This is a genomic window from Flavobacterium orientale (genome assembly GCF_014638005.1).
GTDB lineage: Bacteria > Bacteroidota > Bacteroidia > Flavobacteriales > Flavobacteriaceae > Flavobacterium > Flavobacterium orientale.
Map to the genome: position 1 here is coordinate 293,331 of NZ_BMFG01000002.1, position 22,822 is coordinate 316,152.

Genomic DNA, 22,822 nt, shown 5'->3' on the forward strand with positions numbered 1-22,822 from the left:
GATTTATAATGAATCAAAAGCTAAAAATTTTTGTAGTTGATAATGACCAGATTTATTTAACAATTACTCAAAAATTGTTATCAAAGATTTCAGATGCTTTCTCAGTTTCAATTTTCTATGATGGTATTCAGGCTTTTGAGGTACTAAAAAACCTAATAGATTCAAAATCAAATGACTTACCCGATATAATTCTTCTGGATCTTGACATGCCAATTATGGACGGATGGGAATTTCTTGAGAATTATAAAAAAATGGGAATAAACAATTATAAATCCATTCCAATTTACATCGTAACTTCTTCCATTGCTTTAGAAGATGTTTCAAAAAGTGACAGCTATCAAGAAGTACTGGGCTATTTAGTCAAACCGCTCAATATCGAAACTTTAAAAAACATTCTGACAAATTAATATTGTTTTTTCTTAAAGTTTTAAATTCTCTGCAATTATTTATGTTAAACATAAAAAAAGGATTGTTACATCGATTATTTTATCCATTCAACAGATTTATTTTTTTTAAAATTAATACACACCTACTTTCGTCTCACCATAGCATTAGTAGGTTAAGTTTATGGTAGATTTGGGGCAAAAAAGGTACGCAAAGCGTGCCTTTTTTATTTTAATGAAGTGTGAATCTCCTCCTATATTCTGCTTATAAAAATTGATTGTTATTTTTATTAATCAAATCACCAAAAATGTACTTTTAAACGATTTTTTATTCATTTCAACAGAAATATTTTTTTTGATTATAACATCCAACCTACTTTCGTCTCACCATAGCATTAGTAGGTTAAGTTTATGGTAGATTTGGGGCAAAAAAGGTACGCAATGCGTGCCTTTTTTATTTACTTTAAATTCAAAACAAACGAAACATTTTCATTTCTTTAACTACTGTTTCATCCAAAATCCTATTATCTTTGCAATCTATATTTGATTTAAATAAAAAGAGTGTTTTTTTATCTCTTTTTCTATTTGTCATAGCAGCTAAACTTTACATTTTTAAAATGAAACTTGAACGAAAAGAAATACTCAAAGCTCTCGAAACAATAACAATTGCAGGCGAAGGGAAAAACATGGTAGAAAGCGGTGCAATTACAAATGTGCTCACTTTTGGTGATGAGGTTGTTGTTGATTTACTTTTAAATACTCCTGCATTACATATCAAAAAAAGAGCAGAAGTTGATATCATAAAAACCATTCATGATTTGGTTTATGAAAAAGCCAAAGTAAAAGTGAATATCAAAGTTGAAGCTCCCGAAAAACCTGAAATAAAAGGCAAACAAATTCCCGGAATAACTAACATTGTGGCTATTGCTTCCGGAAAAGGGGGAGTAGGAAAGTCAACTATCACAGCCAATATTGCCGTGACATTAGCAAAAATGGGTTTTAGTGTTGGAATTTTAGATGCCGATATTTACGGACCTTCAATGCCAATCATGTTTGATGTTGAAATGGCAAAACCATTATCAGTCGAAGTTGATGGTAAATCAAAAATGAAACCTGTAGAAAGTTATGAAGTTAAAATTCTATCTATCGGATTTTTTACAAAACCCGATCAAGCAGTAATTTGGAGAGGACCAATGGCCGGTAAAGCTCTTAACCAAATGATTTTTGATGCAGATTGGGGTCAATTGGATTTTTTATTAATCGATTTACCTCCCGGAACAGGAGATATTCATTTGTCCATTATGCAATCACTTCCAATTACCGGTGCTGTGGTTGTTAGTACGCCACAAGCCGTAGCATTAGCCGATGCCAAAAAAGGAGTTTCTATGTTTTTGTCAGAAGCAATCAATGTTCCTGTTTTAGGAATAATTGAAAACATGGCTTATTTTACACCCGAAGAGTTACCTAATAATAAATATTATATCTTTGGAAAAGAAGGTGCAAAAAATTTAGCTGCCGATTTAAATGTGCCGCTTTTAGGAGAAATTCCGCTAGTGCAAAGCATTCGTGAAGCCGGCGATTATGGTCGTCCTGCTGCCATGCAAACCGGTACAGTATTAGAAGCCGCCTTCGAAGAAGTAACCAGAAATGTTGTGCAACAAGTTGTGAATCGCAATGAAAGTATACCGCCAACCGAGGCAATTAAAATTACCACAATGGCTGGATGTTCAGCTGTAAATAAGAAATAATGACAAAAGAAGAAATTAGACTAGGAATCGAAAAAGCTTTAGATGAAATTCGTCCGTTTTTAGAATCTGATGGCGGAAACATTTCGCTCATTGAAGTGCTAGAGGATAAACACGTAAAAGTACGTTTAGAAGGTGCTTGTGTAGGTTGTAGTGTAAATCAAATGACACTCAAAGCAGGAGTAGAAACTACTATTAAGAAGTATGTACCACAAATCGAAACGGTAGAAAACGTAGCCTAATTTTTAGGGCGTATCCCTCCGCAAGCTACGGGTCGGGCTATCCGCTATATCCCCGATGAAAAATCGGGGGATGCCGCTACTATCCCTTACGCAATCTGTGCCAACTGACAAATGTCATATACAAAAGAAAAAAGAAAAATTACTTTCGCAAAGTAAACCTAAAAAGAACTCAGCTTCTCAGCAACTCAGAATCTCAGATCCTCAGTAACTAAGAACCTAAGCAACTTAAAAAAGAATGATACAAACCGACATACTAATCATTGGAGCTGGCCCAACAGGGCTTTTTACTGTTTTTGAAGCAGGATTGTTAAAATTAAAATGTCATTTAATCGACGCACTTCCACAACCAGGAGGTCAGTTAGCCGAATTATATCCTAAAAAACCAATTTATGATATTCCGGGATATCCCGAAGTATTAGCGGGTGATTTGGTGACGAACTTAATGGAACAAATCAAACAATTTCAACCCGGATTTACTTTGGGAGAAACTGCTGAAACAATTGATAAATTAGAAGATGGAAGTTTTATTGTTACAACAAACAAAGGCACACAACATCATGCAAAAGCTATTGCAATAGCGGGTGGTTTAGGGACTTTTGAGCCTAGAAAACCATTGTTGAAAGATGTGGAGTTTTATGAGAAAGAAGATCGTGGAATTGAATATTTTGTAAAAGACCCGGAACTTTTCAGAAATAAAAAAATTGTAATATCCGGTGGTGGTGATTCCGCATTAGATTGGAGTATATTTCTTTCTGATGTAGCTTCAGAAGTAACTTTGGTTCATCGTAGAAATGAATTTAGAGGAGCTTTAGATTCTGTTGAAAAAGTACAAGAATTAAAAAATGAAGGTAAGATAAAATTAATTACTCCGGCAGAAGTGGTTGGTTTCAAAGGATCAGAGCGAATTGAGTCGGTTGACATCGAAATAAACGGAGCCAGAATGAATATTGAAACCGATTATTTTATTCCGCTTTTTGGATTAACTCCAAAATTAGGAGCTATAGCCAATTGGGGATTAGAAATTGAAAAAAATGCTATCAAAGTAAATAATGCACTAGATTATCAAACCAATATTGAAGGAATTTATGCTATTGGGGATGTTAATACCTATCCCGGAAAATTAAAATTGATTTTATGTGGATTCCACGAAGCTACTTTAATGTGTCAAAGCGTTTATAACCGTTTAAATCCAGGTAAAAAATATGTTTTAAAATATACCACCGTTTCAGGAGTTGATGGTTTTGACGGAACAAGAAAAGAAGCAGAAAAAGCGGTCGTAAAATCTATAGAATAAATGGCTCAAGATATCATTATTAAAATAACAGACCGAAACGGAGTTCAACACGAAGTGCAAGCTCCTACTGACATGAACATGAACCTCATGGAAGTGATTCGTGCTTTTGAATTAGCCGAAGAAGGAACAATCGGTGTTTGTGGCGGAATGGCAATGTGTGCTTCTTGTCAATGTTATGTGTTAAATGAAAGCGAAGTTCCATTACCTGAAAAATCTCCAGACGAAGAGGCAATGCTATGGGAGGCATATCACGTTAAAGAAAACAGTAGGTTGGGCTGTCAAATCCACATTAATCAAGAAATCGAAGGATTAGAAGTGCAAATAGCACCAGAACAATAAAAAAAGGCGAGAAATTAAATTTCTCGCCTTTTTAATTAGTTTGTAAAATGTTATTTTTTAATAAACTGTAATGTTTTAGAATTACTGTCAGTCATGATTTTGACAAAATAAACACCTGGACTCATACTTGAAGTATCAAATGTTAAATCAGATTCGTTATTGATTTTTTGACTTGCCATTATTTGACCTAAAGCATTGTAAACCACAAATTGATTTGGCAAAATACTAATGTCCGGCATTGCTATTGTTAAATCACCTGAAGTTGGGTTCGGATATAATTTAATTGATGACAGCATATTATTGTCTGATACACTCAATGCAATATTATTAAAAGAAACAGAATCTGTTGAAGTAAATGATCCTCCAGATGCAATTGTTACGCCTTCTAAAGTTATAATGTTATAATAACCAGGGCCAAAATCACAACAAATACCATCTCCAAATGAATCATTAATTGTAAATGTATAACAGTTGTTCAATTGTACCGGAACATCAACCGTAATTAATTCCGGCAAGAATGTGTTTGTGTCAGTATAATCACCACCACTTGCAAGAGTGATTCCCGTTGTAGCATTAACAAAACTCCAAGTAGTTTCTGAGCCATAAACATCACGCTGAATTTGAATTGTTATTTGAGAAGTAGATTGATTTCCTGCAATTCTAAAAGGCTCATTAATTGTATCATTAAAGCTAAATTGATCCGGATTAGAACCGTTTATTGTTGATAAATTAGCGTTAAAAATATGATTACCTGGCGTTGAGGTGATTAAAGGTAAAAATACAGTTGTTGAAACATTTGTTGGTAATGAACCTGTCCATGTGTAATTTTGACTAGGACCATTATCTATGGAATAGGTTATTACAGCGGAAGTCATTGTGACAGTTCCGGTGTTAGTTAATTGAAAAGAAGCCAAAAAGGAAGTATTACAATCTGATACTGCAATTGGATTCATGCGTAGTCTTCCATTGAATTGATAAGTTTGACCTACGTTACAGAACAAGGAATTAAAAGTTGATCTGCGGGGTGAATTTAATAAAACAGCTTGAATTCTACTTTTTTGATTTAGGGTAAATATATTCATGCAAGAATCACTTGAATAGTCCATGTAATTTGCTGTCATATCTAATCCAGATGCAGAAGGACAAGAATCGAGTCCTATCGTACAGCTATAATTTGGTTGACTAGCGGCTGGGGTGTCTGGACAATAATCCTGAAGACTATCAATTAAATTAACAGTACATGAGTTATTGTCTCCCCAGATGTGTCGCAATCCAAAACTGTGACCTATTTCATGTGTAGTGGTTCTACCTTTATCAGTTCCTGTAAAATACTCACCAAGAGATAAAGTTGATGTTCCAAAAGCTCTCCATTCAATTATTACTCCATCAGTTGAAGCTAAGCCTCCATTTGATGGCATGCCGCCAAGTCCAGATGCACTCGGAAATTGAGCATAGCCCAATACACCATTTAAATCACCACCAAATTGACAAACCCAAATGTTAAAATATTGATTAGGATTCCATTGCGTTTGAGGTTTTAAAATGTTTTCAACATTTGAACTGTTCCAAATTGTGTTTCCTAAATTTACTCTATTGATACCAGTTACAGCTTGACCATCCGGTCCTGTTTGAGCTAAACAAAATTCAATCTCAACATCTGCACCAACAGGATTAGTATTGTATCCGGGTGTTCCAAACATTCTTCTGAAATCTTGATTTAAAACAGTAATTTGCGATTGAACTCTGGCGTCAGAAATATTTCTACCAATTCCAAGTGTTTGCCCGCTATGAATAACGTGAACAACAAGCGGGATAGTGATTACTGCATTAACATTTCTGCCATTTTGACGATCAGACTTGATTTTGGCAATCTGTGGAGCAATCCAAGTCTCAAAAGCTTCTGTGCTCATTCTGTTTGGATTGTTTTGAGATAAATAACTTTCATATTCAGAGGAAACACATTTAATCAATCCACTTTCCGGATTAATAGATTCAACTGTTTTTCCAAATACTTTTGGTGAATTTGTGTTGTTAGTTTGTCCAAATGAAATTATTGGAATAACTAACAATAGGAACAATAACGATTTTGCAAAATTACATTTCATATTAAAAAATTATAAGTAAAAGAGTGTGTTTAGTGAATTACTTTAAAAAAAACATTTAATTGTATAAGTTTTTTTGAGTTTTTCGTTTGCAAAGAAAAGATAAATGTTTAGAAATACAAGTGTTACAAAAGCTTATTTGTGTTAAAAAATGAAGCTTTTTTGGATAAAAGTTTTTTTTAAATCATTTTATAATTTAAAACAATAAAATTGAATTGTTTTCTTCAATTTACAGAAAGTTTTTGCTTAGCAATAGGTAGTAGTCTCTCAACAAACTTGGAGTAAGCTAATTCAGATGGGTGTAAATTATCAGACGCGACTAATAAAGGGTTATTCAGTCCATCTCGAGTAATATCTGTAATGTTTACAAAATTTATTCCTTGTGATTCAGCATAATTTTTAGCAAACAAATTATAATTGTCTAATTGAGCTGAAATTGATTCAGGATTGGAACTTGATTGTCCAAATGGAGTAAAAGCATAATCCGGAATGGAAATTACAATCACACGATTTTTATCTCCTTTAGCTAAAAAAATTGCTGTTTGAAGTAACTCAGGAAATTCAGTTTCATACAACAAAAAAGGGCTGTTTTGATATTGATTGTTAACACCAATTAACAACGTTACCAAATCATATTGTGCAATTAAATTCTCATTGATTATTCCTGTTTTTAAATTGGTTGTAGTCCAACCGGTTTGTGCAACTACTTTTACTGAGATAGTGTCTGAAGCATTTAAATAATTTTTCAAACTGTCTTTTAATTGTTCTGGAAATCGACACGCATCACATACACTTTGACCAATGGTGTAGCTATCGCCCAGAGCCAAATACTTTATATGCCTTTCAATTGAATTTTGAGTGTCAGGAAATGTTTCGTCATTATTTGAACATCCGAAAAATAATAGGTTGAGAATTAAAAATATATAGCTATTCCTTTTCATTTTTCTTTCTTTTGATAAGCAATTAATTCAGTAGGACCTTCTAAGCATTCACGAACAATTTGTAAGGTTCCATCTGTTTTTGTATCAATAAACCATTTGATTAATGAGATGGTTCCTTCCGAAATTTCGATTCCTGTAATACTTCTTGGATGCACACAACTTCCGGCGTTAAAATAATTGATTGAATTGTCATTCGTGTTAGGGAATCTTGGTCGATGAGTATGCCCTGTAATTGTGATCAAATTATTATTTCCTACTATCCATTTTTTGATTCTTCTTTCAATTTTGATTAACTCTGTATAATTTTTTGCTGGACTTGTTGGGTCTTTTATTCCCCAAATCTGAAGTGGTTTCCAAAGAATTTGAACCAAAAAGCGATTAATTTTCCATCCAATATAGTTCATAAAATCAGCTTGATGACCGTGTGTTAAAAAGAGTTGTTGTCCTGATTCACAATTTTCTAACACAATGGCTTCATGATATTTAATTCCTGTAAAAAGAGGTTCCTCTTTACCTGTTTTTGGATCAAAATAGGTGCTTAGTTTTTTCTTTACTACATTTTTATCTCGATAAACCATATCATGATTGCCATAAATCATATGCAAACTATCTGAATCATGAAATTTTTTTAAAAGCAAATAAACATTTTTGTGGGCTTCGAAAATTTCTTTAAAAAAAAGAGTTTCCCATAATTCATCACCATCCCCCAATTCGCAATAACTAAAACCTTCTGCATAATAATAATTCATCGCATGGAAATAGATATTTCGATTACTAGCAAAATCATCTGCAAAACTAGCATCGCCACGATGACAATCGCTAAAAAGAATAAATTTTGATCTGTTGTCAAATGATATTTTTTTGGCCTCTTTAAAAGCTCTTGTTAGTCGGGATTGCGATGACATTTCGTAATAGAATTAATACTAAAGATAATGCAAATCAGTTAACAATAAACTTCTTTTTGAAGAATTTTCTCTTCTATTGCATCCCAAAGTCCGATTCTTTTTTCTAAAGCTAAAATAGAAACCTCTTCCACTTCTTTCCATTTTGTTTGGTTTTCACTACATAATTCAGCAATCATTTTCATTGCCATCGGACCATGTTCATCACCATCTAGTTCTATGTGTCTTTCAAAATAATAAATAAGTTTTGATAAATCAGTTTCAGGAAAGTTTTCTTGAAAATTTTTCAGTATCGAAGTAAACATATCCGGAATTAAATCTTCCCTGCCAAATGTAAAAGCAGCAGCAATTTTGTGTGGTTTTCCTTCTTCTATTATTCTGAAAGTGAAATCTAAAAACGATTTGATATTGATATGTAAGTTACTTTGTTTGATTGAAACAAAAATGTTTTGGGTTTCTTGGATGTTTTCTAAAAATAAAGCAACCTCTTTGGTGTTAGAATTACAAGCAGACATAGCATCCAAATACATTTCAAAGTGACTTTGTCTTTTTCCGTCAATCGAAATATCTGTTTCTTCCGCCAATACGATCTCGTTAATTAAATACCTGATTTCAGGATTTCCATTGGGAATCCATGGAGTAGTTGTACAAGTTAATTTTGATTGGAGGGCTTTTAATAGCGACATAAAATCCCAAACGGCATAAACATGAACCTCTAAAAAACTGTGTAAATCCTCTGTGGTTTTTATGTTTTTGTACAAAGAATGATTTAAAAGTTCCAAACGAATAGGTTCAATTGCTTTCTTAATGTCAATAAAATTCATAGCATTTTATTTCAAAAATAAAAAAGCTTTGTGAGTTTGCGAAACTTATTTGATTGAAATTAGTTATAAAGTGGTTTAATTTATTTATCAAATTTTTTTTTCTTATTTTTAAATTAGGTAACATAAAAGTGACCTTTTAAAAGCTGTTGAATTTATTTTTTTTAAGAATTTTAATATAATTATTAAATTTAAGAAATAATAAATATGTAATGGATTGCATAAATAATTAAAAAAAATGAATAACAATTAATAAAAATATATAAAACTTATTAAATCAATAAAAAACAAACATATTAATTGATAAAATGATGATTATTTCAATTAAAACGCTATTTTTGATTGCCTTAAATTTAATATAATGTTGTTTTTAAAAATGCCTATTTTTTTTAAACAATAAAAGTAATTTTTTAGGTTATTTTAAAATTTATTAAAAATGAGAGTAGCAGTATGTTTTGTTTTGTTTTTTCTTCTTCCTTTTTATGTAAACGGGCAGTTGTATGTAAAAAATAATTCTTTTTTATATGTTGACAATCAGTATGTAACCGTAAGTGGTTATTTAAATTTAGATACATCAGGAGCTGTATATCTAAGAAATGACGGCCAACTATTACAAAAAGGAGTTGCTTCAACAAATGACGGACCAGGACATTTATCGGTTTATCAAGAAGGAACGGTAAACAATTATCAATACAATTATTGGTGTTCTCCAGTTGGTAACACTTCTTCGGTAGGTAATAATCCTTTTGGAATTACTTTTTTTCAAAGACCAACAACTAAAACACAAAGTTCTCCGGTAGCTACAACAACCTCAAATAATGGAACAACTACTAATTCAAATTTAACCATATCTTCAAAATGGATTTATCGTTTTTTATCCTCTGAATTTTATTCGCAGTGGTTACATACGGGTGCCGCAACTACAATAGAAACCGGCCAAGGTTTTACAATGAAAGGTAGTTCCGGTTCTGATGCAACACAACCTTATGCTGAAATAGTTCCAAACAATGCTTCTGGTGCAAGTCAACGATATGATTTTAGAGGAAGACCAAATTCGGGTACAATAACAATTGATGTTGCGGCAAATAAATTCACATTGACCGGTAATCCATATCCATCTGCAATTGACTTAAATCTTTTTTTAACAGACACTATTAATACACCTTTCATTGACGGAACTGCTTTATTTTGGGAACATGACAAAACTATTAATTCACATGTAATATCAAATTATCGTGGCGGTTACGGCGTTTACAATGGTTCAACTAGTGTTTACACACCTGCTACTTTTTACAGTTATGACCTTGGTGGTAATCAAGGTAATGCTACGAGTACACCACTGAATAACTATGAAAGACGTTTTTCGCCAATAGGACAAGGATTTATGATAAGAGGCTTGCAGGATGGTACAGTAGAAATGAAGAATGATCATAGAGTTTATAGAAAAGAAAATGTTGCCGATCAATCTGAATTTGAACGTAATGCTAACGCTACTTCAACTAGTAACACTATTGAAGATAGTGAGAGTGATTTCTTTGGAGAAATTCCAAATTTAGCTGGGATTGATTATTCACAGGTTAGTAAAAAACCGGCTCCTCATATTAAAATTAATACATTATTAAATAATCAAGCAATCAGACAATATGCAATTTGTTTTTTGCCAAATGCTATAGAAGGTTTGGATAATGCAGATTCAAAATCACCAGATGGAACCAATTTACCTTTCGATTCTTATCTGTATTTAAATCAAGAAGAATACGTCCATTCTACAAAGCCTTTTGCGGTTACAAATGTTTATCCAATTGGATTTAAATGCAATACTGAGGCAACTTTCAAAATTGGTGTTAGTGAAATGAATGGTGTTTCCGGGTTTTTAGATGTTTATTTACATGATAAAGTTACGGATGTGTATTATGATATAAAAAACAGTGAACAAACAATAGTATTACCGGCTGGTACAAATAATACGCGTTATGAAATTGCTTTTTTGAACGCTACTTTAGATGTTCCTGAACTTTTAGATAGCCAATTAATTGGGTACTCCAATTTAAAAGACAATTTATTGGTTATTGATAACCCTAAAAATTTAGAATTAAACACTATTGATTTATATGATCTCTCCGGGAAAAAAGTACTTCATTTTAAAAATGTGGGGTCTAACAATAGATATGAATTTGATACAAGTTTGTTAGGAGATAGTATTTACATTCTTCAAATAACAACAAAAGAATTTAAAAACGCTTACACTCAAAAAATACCAATTTTTTAAATAATAGGTTTTAAAGAAAAAGTCCTTCTAGTTTTAGAAGGACTTTTTTATGTTATTTAAATGCTTGCATTCCGGTTATGTCGGCACCGGTAATCAATAAATGAATGTCATGTGTGCCTTCATAAGTAATCACTGATTCCAAATTCATCATGTGTCTCATGATGGAATATTCACCGGTAATTCCCATTCCTCCTAAAATTTGTCTGGCTTCTCTAGCAATTTCAATTGCCATATTTACATTGTTTCTTTTTGCCATAGAAATTTGAGCAGTTGTTGCTTTTCCTTCATTACGCAAAACGCCTAAACGCCAAGTCAATAATTGAGCTTTTGTGATTTCAGTAATCATTTCGGCTAATTTTTTTTGTTGCAATTGTGTTGCTCCAATTGGTTTGTCAAACTGAATTCTTTCTTTGGCATAGCGTAATGCAGTGTCATAACAATCCATTGCAGCTCCAATTGCACCCCAAGCAATTCCGTATCTTGCAGAGTCTAAACAGCCAAGTGGAGCACCTAATCCTGATTTATTGGGTAATAAATTTTCTTTAGGAACTTTTACATTATCAAAAATTAATTCACCGGTTGCCGAAGCACGAAGTGACCATTTGTTATGAGTTTCCGGTGTTGTAAAACCTTCCATTCCTCGTTCTACAATCAAGCCGTGAATTCTTCCTTCTTCATTTTTTGCCCAAACAATAGCAATGTCTGCAAACGGAGCATTTGATATCCACATTTTGGCTCCATTTAATAAGTAATGATCGCCTTTATCTTTAAAATTAGTTGTCATTCCACCCGGATTTGATCCATGATCGGGTTCTGTTAAACCAAAACAACCCATCATTTCTCCTGTAGCTAATTTTGGTAAATATTTCATCCGTTGTTCTTCATTTCCATATTTCCAAATAGGATACATAACCAGTGAAGATTGAACGGATGACGTAGAGCGAACTCCTGAATCACCTCTTTCAATTTCTTGCATGATTAATCCATAAGATATTTGATCCAAACCGGCTCCGCCATATTCTTCAGGAATGTAAGGTCCAAAACCGCCAATTTCTCCTAAACCTTTAATGATTTGAGTTGGAAATTCAGCACGTTGAGCATAATCTTCAATAATAGGTGATACTTCACGCTTCACCCAAGCACGAGCAGAATCACGCACTAATTTGTGTTCCTCGGTTAATAAATCATCTAATAAATAGTAGTCTGGTGCTTGAAATAAATCTGGTTTCATAAGTTGTACTTTTGTGAGGTAAAATGCAATCTCATCTTGGTTAATAGTAATAACGAAAACGTTTGCAAAAGTAAGTAAAGAAATGTAACAATTCAATTAACGATTGTTATAATTTCTAAAAACAGACAATAAAAATGAAGTTACATTTTTAAATAAAAGTCTTTTGTTAAATCAATGTAGTCATTTGTATATAGATGACGAGCTGTTTCAATAATCACTTCGTCTGCTTCTAATGTGCTTAGTTCGTATCGTTTAAAAGCCAACAAACTTCTAACAATTGGAGTAGAAGAATTGCCTTTTACTCTTGTAATTTTTACGGGAAACAATTCAAATTCTCTACACAAATCAATAAACCTCTGCTCTTCTTTAAAAGGAAGTATTACTGCAAAAATTCCGTTTTCAGAAAGTAACAAGCCTGCTGCTTCAATTAATTCCTCAAAAGGTAATGCATCTTGAAATCGTGCTAAATCCCGTTGTGAATTTTCGGTTTTATAATCTTCAGCATAAAAAGGTGGGTTGGAAATGATTAAATCATATTCGTCTTCAGGTTCATCAACAAACTCATCTAAACCGGCATGAAAACAAAACAAACGATCACTCCAAGGAGAGTTTTCAAAATTTTCGACACATTGTTCATAAGCTTCTTCATCAATTTCCAGAGCATCAATTTGTTCTGCATTGCTTCTTTGTGCCAGCATTAAAGCGAGTATTCCTGTGCCTGCTCCAATATCTAAAATTGAAATGGGGTTATTTTCAATCGGACACCAAGCTCCCAATAAAACGGCATCCGTACCCACTTTCATGGCACATCGGTCTTGTTGAATAGAAAATTGTTTGAATTGAAACAAAGTAAGAGACGATTTTTGAATGAAGTTTAAAATTTACTAATGCAACTGCAACTGTGACTGAAAACTGTGACTGCAGGCTTAAAGATACATCTCTACCAAACCTTCTGGTAGATTCATGAGTACCTTTTTGTTTTCTCTGTCAATTTTAACCAAGAAATGATCAATCATCGGGATGAGCATTTCAATTTCTCCATTTATAACTTCAAATAGTGGTTGGGCAGTTGAGTCATTAATAGACACAATTTTTCCAAAAACCCCTAATCGCTGGTCTTCAATTTCAAAACCAATAACTTCATGATAATAAAATTGATTTCCTTCTAGTTTTGGTAGAAAAGATAATGGTAAGTAAAGCTCGCAACCCATTATTGCATCAGCATCTGCTTCTGTTTCAACGTCTTCAAACTTGACTCTCAGAAAGTCGTTTTTATGTAGCGAACTATTTTCAATAAAAAATGGAACCAAGTTTTTGTTTATTTCAACAAAAACTGATTCCATATTTTCATATAATTCAGGTTCATCAGTGTCTAGATAGACTAACAATTCCCCTTTGAAACTAAATTTTTTAGCGATTTTGCCAAGATAGAAACATTCTTCTTTACGCATTATCGCAATGTATTAAGCTTCTTTTTCTTCGTTTGCTTCTTCAGCAGCCGGAGCTTCTTCAACAGCTGGTGTTACTTCCGCAACAACTTCGCTAACTTCCTCAGCAACCTCTTCGGCAACTTCTTCTACTTTTGCAGCATCAGCAGCAGCGGCAGCACGTTTGTCATTTGCTACTTTTTCAGCTTTCAATGCTTCAGCTTTTGCTTTTTCTTGAGCTTTAGATAATCCTTCTTTTTTAGAAGTAACTTTGTTTGCTTTTTCATCTAACCAAGCAGCTAATTTTGCATCAGCTTGCTCTTGTGTTAAAGCACCTTTTCTAACGCCACCATCCAAGTGATGTTTCAATAACGCACCTTTGTAAGAAAGGATTGCTTTTGCAGTATCAGTTGGTTGAGCACCATTGTGTAACCACTGAACGGCACCATCAAGGTTCAAATCAATTGTTGCAGGATTGGTGTTTGGGTTGTAAGTTCCTAATTTTTCAAGAAATTTACCATCTCTTTTTGAGCGAGCATCTGCTGCTACAATCCAGAAAAAAGGTTTTCCTTTTTTTCCGTGTCTTTGTAATCTAATTTTTACTGACATAATCTTGTGATTAAATTTTGAGGTTCTCGACCTCTGTTAATTAAGGGTGCAAATATACAAAAGTTTTCAATGTGCCCAACTCTTAACTGTATTTTATTAAAAAATGATTTGTTTTTCAATTTTTTTACAAATTAATAGAGTCTGTTTCAGCAGAAAAACTATTTTTGTATCACTAATGCAGTTCAAATTTACCTAAAAAAATGAAAAAAATTATATCACTTTTTGTTTTAGCATTCCTTTTCAATTCCTGTGAAGAGGATGTTAAGTTTAGTAATCCTGCTGTGCAAGGAAAATTAGACAACGTTTTGTGGCGTGCCATTGACTTTCAGGCCACTACTGATTTAAGTGGAGCTCTAACCCTAAATGCTTACACTTCTAACCAAGAATTAAATTTAAAAACACCTTCAAAAAACCCTGGGGTTTATGTGTTAGGTGAAAACAGTGCCAGAAGTGCTTCTTTTACAACAAATTTTAGTGGGGAGACATTAATTTATAGCACTGGATCCGGAATTGGTGGTGATGGTGAAATTGTAATTACGGAATTTGACGGAGCTAATAATACAGTTACTGGTACTTTTAGATTTAACGCTGTGAATATCGAGAACAATCCTTTAGGTGGTGAATTGCTTAACATGCAAAATGGTGTATTTTATAAAATACCCGTTTTTGCGGCACAATAAATAGAATAGAGTTATTCAAAATACGAAACCATTGTTTAATTACAATGGTTTTTTTGTATACCTAAACCCTTTATAATTACTTGAATTTCAAAATAAAGAGAAAAAAAATCAATTGCACAATAAAATAGATTATCTTTGTGGTGAATTTTAATTTCAATTTATGAATATTTTTGTTGGAAGTCTTCCTTGGAGTATAGAGGAAGCAGATTTAAGAGAGTCTTTCGAGGCTTATGGTGCAGTTGACTCTGTAAAAGTAGTAACCGATAAATTTACTGGAAGAAGTAAAGGGTTTGGTTTTGTTGAAATGCCAAACGACGAAGAAGGTCAAAAAGCAATCGACGAATTAAATGGTGCTACAGTTCAAGGACGTGCTATCGTTGTGAACAAATCAGAACCGAAACCGGAAGGTGAAAGAAGAAGCTTTAATAACAACCGTTCAGGCGGTGGTGGTTACAGCGGTGGTGGAAACAGTCGTGGTGGCGGTGGCTACAGCGGTGGTGGAAACAGTCGCGGTGGCGGTGGAGGAAGATACTAGTCTTTTTTCTAGATAAGAACTTAATAAAAACCATTCTGAGCAATCAGAGTGGTTTTTTGTTTTGTTGATAACTAAAATTGATATTCTCTTCCTTAAAATGTATTTTTGTTTCTATTCAAATTTCTGCTTTTGGCATTTGCCTTTTGCCTAATTCGCTTCAAAAATGTATTTAATATTCGATACCGAAACCACCGGCTTGCCCAAACGATGGGATGCACCAATAACCGATACAGACAACTGGCCTCGTTGCATTCAAATTGCTTGGCAATTGCACGATGAAATGGGAAACTTGGTGGAACATCAAGATTATCTTGTGCAACCGAACGGATTTAATATTCCGTATGATGCCGAACGAATTCATGGTATTTCGACCGAATTGGCTCAACAAGACGGAATTTCTTTAAATGAAGTACTTGAAAAATTCAACATCGCTTTAAGCAAAGCCAAATTCATCGTGGGTCAAAATGTTGGTTTTGATGTGAATATTATGGGATGCGAATTTCATCGGATAAATGTAAATTCTCCACTGACTTCTAAACCGGTTTTAGATACTTGTACTGAAGTTACAGCTAATTTGTTGAAACTTCCCGGCGGACGTGGAGGGAAATTCAAATTGCCTACGTTAACCGAATTACATCAATACCTTTTTGGCGAACCTTTTTCAGAAGCTCATAATGCAACTGCCGACGTTGAAGCAACGACCAGATGTTTTTTGGAACTCATCAAAAGAGAAATTTTCACCAAAGAAGAACTCGATGTTCCGGCAGATTATTTCAAAAATTTTAATGAACAAAATCCGAAGGAAATTCAACTTATCGGATTAAAACATATTAATTTGAAAGAAGCTTCCGAAGCCATTCGGAAACAATTTCAAAAAGAACAACCAAAAGAACTTCCTAAAAAAGACTTAGTTGAAAACCAAAAAACGTTAGTTGATGTTGATTTTGTGCATTTGCATAATCATTCGCAATTTTCCGTTTTACAATCGACAATTTCCGTTGCTGACTTGGTGAAAGCGGCGGTTAAAAATAAAATGCCGGCGGTGGCGATGACCGACATCGGAAATATGATGGGAGCTTTTCATTTTGTCCGCGATGTTTTATACCATAATAAATCTGCCGAAGCGAAAAATAAAGCAGCAATTGAAGCCGGAGAAAATCCCACAGAAACAATTGTAAAACCCATTGTAGGTTGCGAATTTTTTGTCTGCGATAATCACAAAGATAAAACTCGAAAAGACAATGGCTATCAAGTGGTTTTTTTGGCTAAGAATAAAAATGGATATCACAATTTAGCCAAAATGTCATCCATTGGTTATACGGACGGATTTTATTATGTTCCCCGAATTGATAAAGAAGTTATTCAAAAATATAAAGAAGATTTGATTGTTTTGTCGGGAAGTTTGTCCGGCGAAATTCCGAATAAACTTTTAAATATCGGCGAAAATCAAGCCGAAGAAGCGTTGCTATGGTGGAAAAATGAATTTGGTGATGATTTTTATATCGAATTGATGCGACACAATCAAGAAGATGAAAATCGTGTGAATACTTCGTTGATTTCATTGGCCAAAAAGCATAACGTAAAAACGGTAGCTACCAACAATGTTTTTTATGTGGATAAAGAAAATGCCAACGCACACGATATTTTACTTTGTGTTCGCGATGGTGAAAAACAAGCCACACCAATAGGAAGAGGTCGCGGTTATCGTTACGGTTTGCCCAATCAAGAATATTATTTTAAGACGGGTGACGAGATGAAAAAACTCTTTGCCGATTTACCCGAAGCCATTTTAAATATCAATGAAGTCGTCGATAAAATTGAAATTTTCGACTTGGCTCGTGGCGTTTTGCTTCCTAAGTTTGACATTCCTGAAGAATTTTTAGTTCCCGAAGATGAAGAAGATGGAGGAAAAAGAGGGGAAAATTTATTTTTAAGACATCTTACGTACGAGGGTGCAAAAAAACGATACGAAATCATCACTCCGGAAATTGAAGAACGTCTTGATTTTGAATTAAAAACAATTGAAAACACTGGTTATCCCGGTTATTTTTTGATTGTTCAAGATTTTATCAGAGCCGCTCGTGAAATGGATGTTTCGGTGGGACCTGGTCGTGGTTCTGCTGCGGGTTCGGTGGTAGCCTATTGTTTGTGGATTACCAATATTGACCCATTAGAATACGATTTGCTTTTTGAGCGTTTCCTGAATCCTGACAGGGTTTCAATGCCCGATATTGATATCGATTTTGATGATGAAGGTCGTGGTCGCGTGATGCAATATGTAATTGATAAATACGGTTCAAATCAGGTAGCTCAAATTATCACTTATGGTAAAATGGCAACCAAATCATCGTTAAGAGATACCGCTCGTGTGCTCGATTTACCACTTTTTGAAGCGGATAAATTAGCCAAATTAATTCCGGGAATGATGCCTGGAAAATGGAGTTTAGCCCGATTTTTATCCGATTCAATCGACGAAGTAAAAAAAGCCGTCCGTTCGGATGAGTTTGATAACATCAAAGAATTAATTGCGATTGCCAATCAAGGTGAATTGGCAGGAGAAACCATCCAACAAGCAAAAGTATTGGAAGGATCGTTGCGAAATACCGGAATTCACGCCTGCGGAGTCATCATTACGCCAAGCGATATTACCAATTTCGTTCCTGTGGCAACGGCAAAAGATTCCGATTTATATGTTACTCAATTTGATAACTCGGTGGTTGAAAGTGCCGGTTTGTTGAAGATGGACTTTTTGGGATTAAAAACCCTTACGTTAATAAAAGATACGGTTAAATTAATTAAGTATCGAACCGGAAAAGAACTCGATCCGGATGCTTTTCCAATCGATGATGTCAAAACGTATGAATTATTTCAACGTGGTGAAACGGTTGGAATTTTCCAGTACGAATCGGTTGGGATGCAAAAATACCTTCGTGATTTAAAGCCAACCGTTTTTGGGGATTTAATTGCGATGAATGCCTTGTATCGTCCGGGACCATTAGAATATATTCCGTCTTTTGTTCTTAGAAAAAATGGCCAAGAAGAAATAAAATATGACTTAGATGCTTGTGCAGAATATTTAAGCGAGACTTACGGAATTACAGTATATCAAGAGCAAGTAATGCTTTTGTCTCAATCTCTAGCCGATTTTTCAAAAGGTGATGCCGACGTTTTGCGTAAAGCAATGGGTAAAAAAGATAGAGCAACGTTGGATAAAATGAAACCAAAATTCATAGAACAAGCAGCATCTAAAGGTCACGATGCAACTGTTTTAGAGAAAATTTGGAAAGATTGGGAAGCTTTTGCAAGTTATGCCTTCAACAAATCGCATTCTACTTGCTATGCTTGGATTGGTTATCAAACAGCTTATTTAAAAGCTCATTATCCTGCGGAATATATGGCGGCGGTGCTTTCTAATAATATGAACGACATCAAACAGGTTTCGTTTTTTATGGAAGAATGTAAGCGAATGGGTATGAAAGTATTGAGTCCGGATGTGAATGAATCATTCTATAAATTTACAGTAAATGATGATGGTGCGATTCGTTTTGGAATGGGAGCGATCAAAGGAGTAGGAGCCGGTGCAGTGGAAACCATCGTACAAAACCGATTGAAAGATGGAAAATATAAATCTATTTTTGATTTAGCAAAACGAATTGATTTGCGTGCAGCCAACAAAAAGGCCTTTGAAAATTTAGCTTTAGCAGGTGGTTTTGATGGTTTTTCGGCAACACATCGTGCACAATATTTTCATCACGATGGTGATAATATCACATTTTTGGAAAAAGCGATTCGTTACGGAGCAAAATTTCAGGAAAATGAAAATTCAGCTCAAGTGAGTTTGTTTGGAGAGGCAAGTGATGTGCAAATTGCTGAACCACAAGTCCCACCATGCGACGAATGGAGTACGATGGAAAAACTAGCCAAAGAAAAAGAAGTAGTTGGAATTTATATTTCCGGACATCCGTTAGATGATTTTCGTTTTGAGATGAAATATTTCTGTAATTCAAAATTAGAATACCTTAAAAATTTAGAGCAACACGTGAATAAGACGTTGACTTTTGGCGGAATTATTACCAATGTCCAACACCGAGTTGCTCAAAACGGAAAAGGCTGGGCATCCTTTATGTTGGAAGGATATGACGAAAGCTACGAATTTAGAATTTATGGTGAAGAATATTTAAAATTCCGTCATTTTATCATCCAAAATAATTTTACATTTATGAAAGTGATGGTGCGTGAAGGTTGGGCAAACAAAGAAACCGGTAAAAAAGGAGATCCGCGAATTACGTTTCAATTGATTCAATATTTGCAAGATGTTTTGCCGCAGTTTGCCAAGAAACTTATAATACAAATGAACATTGCAGACTTAAATAATGCTCTTATTTCCGAGTTAAGTACCATTTTTAAATCCTTTCAAGGTGATAACGCCGTAACTTTTGAAGTGTTGGAATTGGAAAAAGTGAAAAAAGAAATAGAGATAAAACCAGTGGTAATTGCTTCTGAAGAAGATTTAGATATTGAAAATTTAGAAGATATTGAAATGGAAATTGAAGCTCCAAAAGATGATATTCAATTGATAACAAAGTTAACGATGCCAAGCAGAAAGTTAAAAGTTCAAATTTCAAATGAATTATTAAGTGAGTTGGAAAAAAGGCAAGTTGATTTTAGGTTGAATTAACTATCAATTCCACAAATACACTCATAATCAAAACTAATTTTCAATTAACACTTCATTAAGTTTTAAATTTTTAAATTTGCAGTATAAATAATTGAATAGTAATTAAAAAAATATAAAATGGCATTAGCAATTACAGATGCTACTTTTGATGAAGTAGTTTTAAAATCAGACAAACCGGTAGTAGTAGATTTTTGGGCAGCTTGGTGCGGTCCTTGTAGAATGGTTGGGCCGGTTATCGACGAAATCGCAACAGAATATGAAGGAAAAGCTGTTGTTGGAAAAGTTGACGTAGATGCAAACCAAGAATTTGCTGCAAAATACGGCGTTAGAAATATTCCAACAGTTCTTGTTTTTCAAAATGGAGAAGTGGTAGGAAGACAAGTGGGCGTTGCTCCAAAGAAAAATTACACGGATGCAATTGATGCATTGTTGTAATCCAAAATTATATTTGAACTTTAAAAGTCCGACGAAAGTTGGACTTTTTTGTTTTAAACAATTGATTTTCAGAATTTATCATTGCTGTTTTATTTGTTTTTTGTAATTTCAATTTCTGTAATTTAATTAATTTACTTTCGATGTTAATTGATGTTATTCATTTAAAACCTTAACCCATGAATTTTAAAAATCAAATCGTATGGATTACCGGTGCTTCTTCAGGAATTGGAAGAGCTATGTCACTAGAGTTTGTTAAAAACGGAGCTACTGTTGCCGTTTCAGCTAGAAGAATGGATGAATTAGATAAATTAGTTTTAGAAATTGAAAGTTCAGGCGGTAAAGCAAAAGCATTTTTCTGTGATATTTTGGATGAAGTTAGTATTAAAAACTGTGTGAATCAAATAGTTGACACATTTGGTAAATTAGACGTAGCTGTTGCCAATGCCGGTTTTGGAGTATTCGGAAAAATGGAAGATTTGACGCAAGAAGAATGGCAACGCCAATTGCAAGGAAATGTAATTGGACTTGCTTTAACGGCCAAATATGCATTACCTCATTTAAAACAAACCAAGGGTAGACTCGCTTTAGTTGGGAGTGTTGGTGCTTATCTTCCAAATCCTTATGTTGGAGCCTACGGAGCTTCAAAAGCAGCGGTGAACTCAATTGGATTAACATTCCAAGTTGAATTACAAGATACTGGAGTAAGTTGTACAACGTTACACCCCGGTTTTGTTAAATCGGAAATAGCCCGAATTGATAACGAAGGAGTTTGGCATCCAGAACGCAAAGATCCCAGACCTGAAAAAATGATGTGGCCCACTGAGAGAGCAGCACAAGTTATGGTTAAAGCCATTTGGTATAGAAAACGTAATTATATTTTTACGGCCCATGGCAAAATTTTCATAGGTATACAACGCTGGTTTCCGGGTGTTATGAGAAAAATGATGGCAAAAGGACCTAAACCATCTTAACAAAAAATTAGCGGAGTCTTGTGTGATTTTCTTTTGTGGCTCAAATGGGATTTGATATCTTTGAAAGATGAACATTGAATCTCAAAAAGAAATAATTTCCGGTTTTAAACATTTAGAATTACTTGCTAATCAAGTAGTAGAAGGCTTTATTTCCGGCATGCATAAATCACCTTTTCATGGATTTTCTGCCGAATTTGCTGAGCATAAAGTGTATAACAAAGGCGAAAGCACCAAACACATCGATTGGAAATTATTTGCAAAAACCGATCGTTTATATACTAAGCGATATGAAGAAGAAACCAATCTTCGATGTCATTTAATTATTGATAATTCTTCTTCTATGCATTTTCCGAAGTTAAAAAATGGCGAACCATTTTATGAAAGTAAAATAGGATTTTCGGTTTTAGCGTCTGCGGTTTTGATGAATTTACTAAAGAAACAACGTGATGCCGTAGGTTTAAGTGTTTATTCAGATACCTATGAATATTATGCTCCCGAAAAGGGAAGTGATCGCCACCATCGAATGGTTTTAAATAAATTGGAAGAGCTGCTGGAAAAACCAAAAGAATCAAAGCCAACGGAAACTGTTACATTTTTGCATCAAATTGCCGAAAAAATGCAACGTCGTTCGATGATTATTTTGTTTACCGATATGTTTCAAACCGGTGAAGAAGAAGCTCTTTTTAATGCTCTTCAACATTTGAAACACAACAAGCATAAAGTTGTTTTGTTTCACGTTGTGGATGAGAAAAGAGAACTCAACTTCGATTTTGATAATGCTCCACGTAAATTTATTGATGTTGAAACCGGAGAAACCGTCAATTTGTTTGCAGAAAACATCAAAGAAGCTTACGAAAAAAGTGTCGATTCTTATTTCAAAAAAGTAGCGATGACTTGTGCTCAAAACAAAATAAAATATGTTCCCGTTAATGTGGGAGCCAATTTTGAAAAAATATTAACCACATATTTGGTTGAAAAACAAATGTTTGGATAGTGCGAACTAAAATTGATTAAAAAAAGCAAAAAAAATCCTTGCAAATATAGAAATACGTTGTATATTTGCAACCGCAATAAAGCGATGGTTTGGTAGTTCAGTTGGTTAGAATACATGCCTGTCACGCATGGGGTCGCGGGTTCGAGTCCCGTCCAGACCGCTAAATTGGGAAAAGCGATTCAGAGATGAATCGCTTTTTTGCCCAAAAAAGCATTTAAAATAGT

General features: G+C 34.1%; 20 protein-coding genes and 1 tRNA gene. 13 read left to right on the forward strand and 8 right to left on the reverse strand.

Annotation, left to right across the window (positions count from 1 at the left end):
• The first annotated feature begins 8 nt into the window (after positions 1-8).
• From IEV15_RS03850 to IEV15_RS03870, 5 genes are all read left to right on the forward strand, one after another.
• On the forward strand, positions 9-407 hold the full coding sequence (locus IEV15_RS03850) for a response regulator (RefSeq protein WP_188361187.1): 399 nt from the start codon (positions 9-11) through the stop codon (positions 405-407).
• A 593-nt stretch (positions 408-1,000) separates the two neighbouring features.
• On the forward strand, positions 1,001-2,131 hold the full coding sequence (locus IEV15_RS03855) for an Mrp/NBP35 family ATP-binding protein (protein ID WP_188361188.1): 1,131 nt from the start codon (positions 1,001-1,003) through the stop codon (positions 2,129-2,131).
• Positions 2,131-2,370 carry a NifU family protein gene (locus IEV15_RS03860; RefSeq protein ID WP_188361189.1) on the forward strand — a complete coding sequence of 80 codons (240 nt, stop codon included), beginning with the start codon at positions 2,131-2,133 and terminating at the stop codon, positions 2,368-2,370. Before IEV15_RS03855 ends, IEV15_RS03860 begins: the two co-directional genes overlap by 1 nt.
• A 235-nt stretch (positions 2,371-2,605) precedes the next feature.
• Entirely contained in the window at positions 2,606-3,664 is a 1,059-nt protein-coding gene (locus tag IEV15_RS03865; RefSeq protein WP_188361190.1) for an NAD(P)/FAD-dependent oxidoreductase, read from the forward strand.
• Positions 3,665-4,003, forward strand: a complete 339-nt coding sequence (locus tag IEV15_RS03870; RefSeq protein WP_188361191.1) for a 2Fe-2S iron-sulfur cluster-binding family protein — start codon at positions 3,665-3,667, stop codon at positions 4,001-4,003.
• A 50-nt stretch (positions 4,004-4,053) separates the two neighbouring features.
• Here the strand turns inward: IEV15_RS03870 and IEV15_RS03875 are convergent, their stop codons facing one another.
• From IEV15_RS03875 to IEV15_RS03890, 4 genes are all read right to left on the reverse strand, one after another.
• Positions 4,054-6,108 carry a T9SS type A sorting domain-containing protein gene (locus IEV15_RS03875; protein ID WP_188361192.1) on the reverse strand — a complete coding sequence of 685 codons (2,055 nt, stop codon included), beginning with the start codon at positions 6,106-6,108 and terminating at the stop codon, positions 4,054-4,056.
• Between the two features lie 221 nt (positions 6,109-6,329).
• Entirely contained in the window at positions 6,330-7,046 is a 717-nt protein-coding gene (locus IEV15_RS03880; RefSeq protein WP_188361193.1) for an SGNH/GDSL hydrolase family protein, read from the reverse strand.
• A complete protein-coding gene (locus tag IEV15_RS03885) occupies positions 7,043-7,951 on the reverse strand; it encodes a metallophosphoesterase family protein (RefSeq protein ID WP_188361194.1) in 909 nt (302 codons plus the stop codon). Before IEV15_RS03885 ends, IEV15_RS03880 begins: the two co-directional genes overlap by 4 nt.
• A gap of 38 nt (positions 7,952-7,989) precedes the next feature.
• Entirely contained in the window at positions 7,990-8,772 is a 783-nt protein-coding gene (locus IEV15_RS03890; RefSeq protein WP_188361195.1) for a DUF3050 domain-containing protein, read from the reverse strand.
• A gap of 433 nt (positions 8,773-9,205) precedes the next feature.
• Here IEV15_RS03890 and IEV15_RS03895 point away from each other — a divergent pair, with 433 nt between their 5' ends.
• Positions 9,206-11,038, forward strand: coding sequence for a DUF8693 domain-containing protein (locus tag IEV15_RS03895; RefSeq protein WP_188361196.1), 1,833 nt, complete (start codon positions 9,206-9,208; stop codon positions 11,036-11,038).
• A gap of 52 nt (positions 11,039-11,090) precedes the next feature.
• On the opposite strand, the gene IEV15_RS03900 is transcribed toward IEV15_RS03895, so the two are convergent.
• The 4 genes from IEV15_RS03900 to IEV15_RS03915 form a co-directional block, all read right to left on the reverse strand.
• Positions 11,091-12,269, reverse strand: a complete 1,179-nt coding sequence (locus IEV15_RS03900; RefSeq protein ID WP_188361197.1) for an acyl-CoA dehydrogenase family protein — start codon at positions 12,267-12,269, stop codon at positions 11,091-11,093.
• Between the two features lie 140 nt (positions 12,270-12,409).
• Entirely contained in the window at positions 12,410-13,117 is a 708-nt protein-coding gene (locus IEV15_RS03905; RefSeq protein ID WP_188361198.1) for a tRNA1(Val) (adenine(37)-N6)-methyltransferase, read from the reverse strand.
• A gap of 78 nt (positions 13,118-13,195) precedes the next feature.
• The gene (gene rimM, locus IEV15_RS03910) at positions 13,196-13,720 is read right to left on the reverse strand and encodes a ribosome maturation factor RimM (RefSeq protein WP_188361199.1); all 525 of its coding nucleotides are present in this window, start codon (positions 13,718-13,720) and stop codon (positions 13,196-13,198) included.
• 12 nt (positions 13,721-13,732) lie between these two features.
• A complete protein-coding gene (locus IEV15_RS03915; protein ID WP_188361200.1) occupies positions 13,733-14,305 on the reverse strand; it encodes a 30S ribosomal protein S16 in 573 nt (190 codons plus the stop codon).
• A gap of 200 nt (positions 14,306-14,505) precedes the next feature.
• On the opposite strand from IEV15_RS03915, the gene IEV15_RS03920 reads away from it, so the two are divergent.
• The 7 genes from IEV15_RS03920 (at position 14,506) to IEV15_RS03950 (ending at position 22,758) form a co-directional block, all read left to right on the forward strand.
• Positions 14,506-14,985: a DUF6252 domain-containing protein gene (locus IEV15_RS03920; RefSeq protein WP_188361201.1), complete on the forward strand. Its 480-nt coding sequence runs from the start codon at positions 14,506-14,508 to the stop codon at positions 14,983-14,985.
• A 160-nt stretch (positions 14,986-15,145) separates the two neighbouring features.
• On the forward strand, positions 15,146-15,520 hold the full coding sequence (gene rbp, locus IEV15_RS03925; RefSeq protein WP_188361202.1) for an RNA-binding regulator: 375 nt from the start codon (positions 15,146-15,148) through the stop codon (positions 15,518-15,520).
• 163 nt (positions 15,521-15,683) lie between these two features.
• Positions 15,684-20,198, forward strand: a complete 4,515-nt coding sequence (dnaE, locus tag IEV15_RS03930) for a DNA polymerase III subunit alpha (protein ID WP_188361203.1) — start codon at positions 15,684-15,686, stop codon at positions 20,196-20,198.
• A 117-nt stretch (positions 20,199-20,315) separates the two neighbouring features.
• Positions 20,316-20,633, forward strand: coding sequence for a thioredoxin (gene trxA / locus IEV15_RS03935; protein ID WP_112085032.1), 318 nt, complete (start codon positions 20,316-20,318; stop codon positions 20,631-20,633).
• A gap of 176 nt (positions 20,634-20,809) precedes the next feature.
• Entirely contained in the window at positions 20,810-21,604 is a 795-nt protein-coding gene (locus tag IEV15_RS03940) for an SDR family NAD(P)-dependent oxidoreductase (RefSeq protein ID WP_188361204.1), read from the forward strand.
• Between the two features lie 67 nt (positions 21,605-21,671).
• The gene (locus IEV15_RS03945; RefSeq protein ID WP_188361205.1) at positions 21,672-22,598 is read left to right on the forward strand and encodes a DUF58 domain-containing protein; all 927 of its coding nucleotides are present in this window, start codon (positions 21,672-21,674) and stop codon (positions 22,596-22,598) included.
• Positions 22,599-22,684: 86 nt separating this feature from the next.
• Positions 22,685-22,758: transfer RNA gene (locus IEV15_RS03950), tRNA-Asp, on the forward strand.
• Positions 22,759-22,822: the final 64 nt, after the last annotated feature.

What these genes read in the sequence shown, in the direction of transcription:
- IEV15_RS03880 (WP_188361193.1), bottom strand. Translation starts at nt 7,046, where the DNA reads ATGAAAAGGAATAGCTATATATTTTTAATTCTCAACCTATTATTTTTC.
- IEV15_RS03940 (WP_188361204.1), top strand. Translation starts at nt 20,810, where the DNA reads ATGAATTTTAAAAATCAAATCGTATGGATTACCGGTGCTTCTTCAGGA.
- IEV15_RS03875 (WP_188361192.1), bottom strand. Translation starts at nt 6,108, where the DNA reads ATGAAATGTAATTTTGCAAAATCGTTATTGTTCCTATTGTTAGTTATT.
- IEV15_RS03890 (WP_188361195.1), bottom strand. Translation starts at nt 8,772, where the DNA reads ATGAATTTTATTGACATTAAGAAAGCAATTGAACCTATTCGTTTGGAA.
- IEV15_RS03920 (WP_188361201.1), top strand. Translation starts at nt 14,506, where the DNA reads ATGAAAAAAATTATATCACTTTTTGTTTTAGCATTCCTTTTCAATTCC.
- rimM (WP_188361199.1), bottom strand. Translation starts at nt 13,720, where the DNA reads ATGCGTAAAGAAGAATGTTTCTATCTTGGCAAAATCGCTAAAAAATTT.
- IEV15_RS03915 (WP_188361200.1), bottom strand. Translation starts at nt 14,305, where the DNA reads ATGTCAGTAAAAATTAGATTACAAAGACACGGAAAAAAAGGAAAACCT.
- IEV15_RS03885 (WP_188361194.1), bottom strand. Translation starts at nt 7,951, where the DNA reads ATGTCATCGCAATCCCGACTAACAAGAGCTTTTAAAGAGGCCAAAAAA.
- IEV15_RS03865 (WP_188361190.1), top strand. Translation starts at nt 2,606, where the DNA reads ATGATACAAACCGACATACTAATCATTGGAGCTGGCCCAACAGGGCTT.
- IEV15_RS03870 (WP_188361191.1), top strand. Translation starts at nt 3,665, where the DNA reads ATGGCTCAAGATATCATTATTAAAATAACAGACCGAAACGGAGTTCAA.
- IEV15_RS03860 (WP_188361189.1), top strand. Translation starts at nt 2,131, where the DNA reads ATGACAAAAGAAGAAATTAGACTAGGAATCGAAAAAGCTTTAGATGAA.
- IEV15_RS03900 (WP_188361197.1), bottom strand. Translation starts at nt 12,269, where the DNA reads ATGAAACCAGATTTATTTCAAGCACCAGACTACTATTTATTAGATGAT.
- IEV15_RS03945 (WP_188361205.1), top strand. Translation starts at nt 21,672, where the DNA reads ATGAACATTGAATCTCAAAAAGAAATAATTTCCGGTTTTAAACATTTA.
- trxA (WP_112085032.1), top strand. Translation starts at nt 20,316, where the DNA reads ATGGCATTAGCAATTACAGATGCTACTTTTGATGAAGTAGTTTTAAAA.
- IEV15_RS03895 (WP_188361196.1), top strand. Translation starts at nt 9,206, where the DNA reads ATGAGAGTAGCAGTATGTTTTGTTTTGTTTTTTCTTCTTCCTTTTTAT.
- dnaE (WP_188361203.1), top strand. Translation starts at nt 15,684, where the DNA reads ATGTATTTAATATTCGATACCGAAACCACCGGCTTGCCCAAACGATGG.
- rbp (WP_188361202.1), top strand. Translation starts at nt 15,146, where the DNA reads ATGAATATTTTTGTTGGAAGTCTTCCTTGGAGTATAGAGGAAGCAGAT.
- IEV15_RS03855 (WP_188361188.1), top strand. Translation starts at nt 1,001, where the DNA reads ATGAAACTTGAACGAAAAGAAATACTCAAAGCTCTCGAAACAATAACA.
- IEV15_RS03850 (WP_188361187.1), top strand. Translation starts at nt 9, where the DNA reads ATGAATCAAAAGCTAAAAATTTTTGTAGTTGATAATGACCAGATTTAT.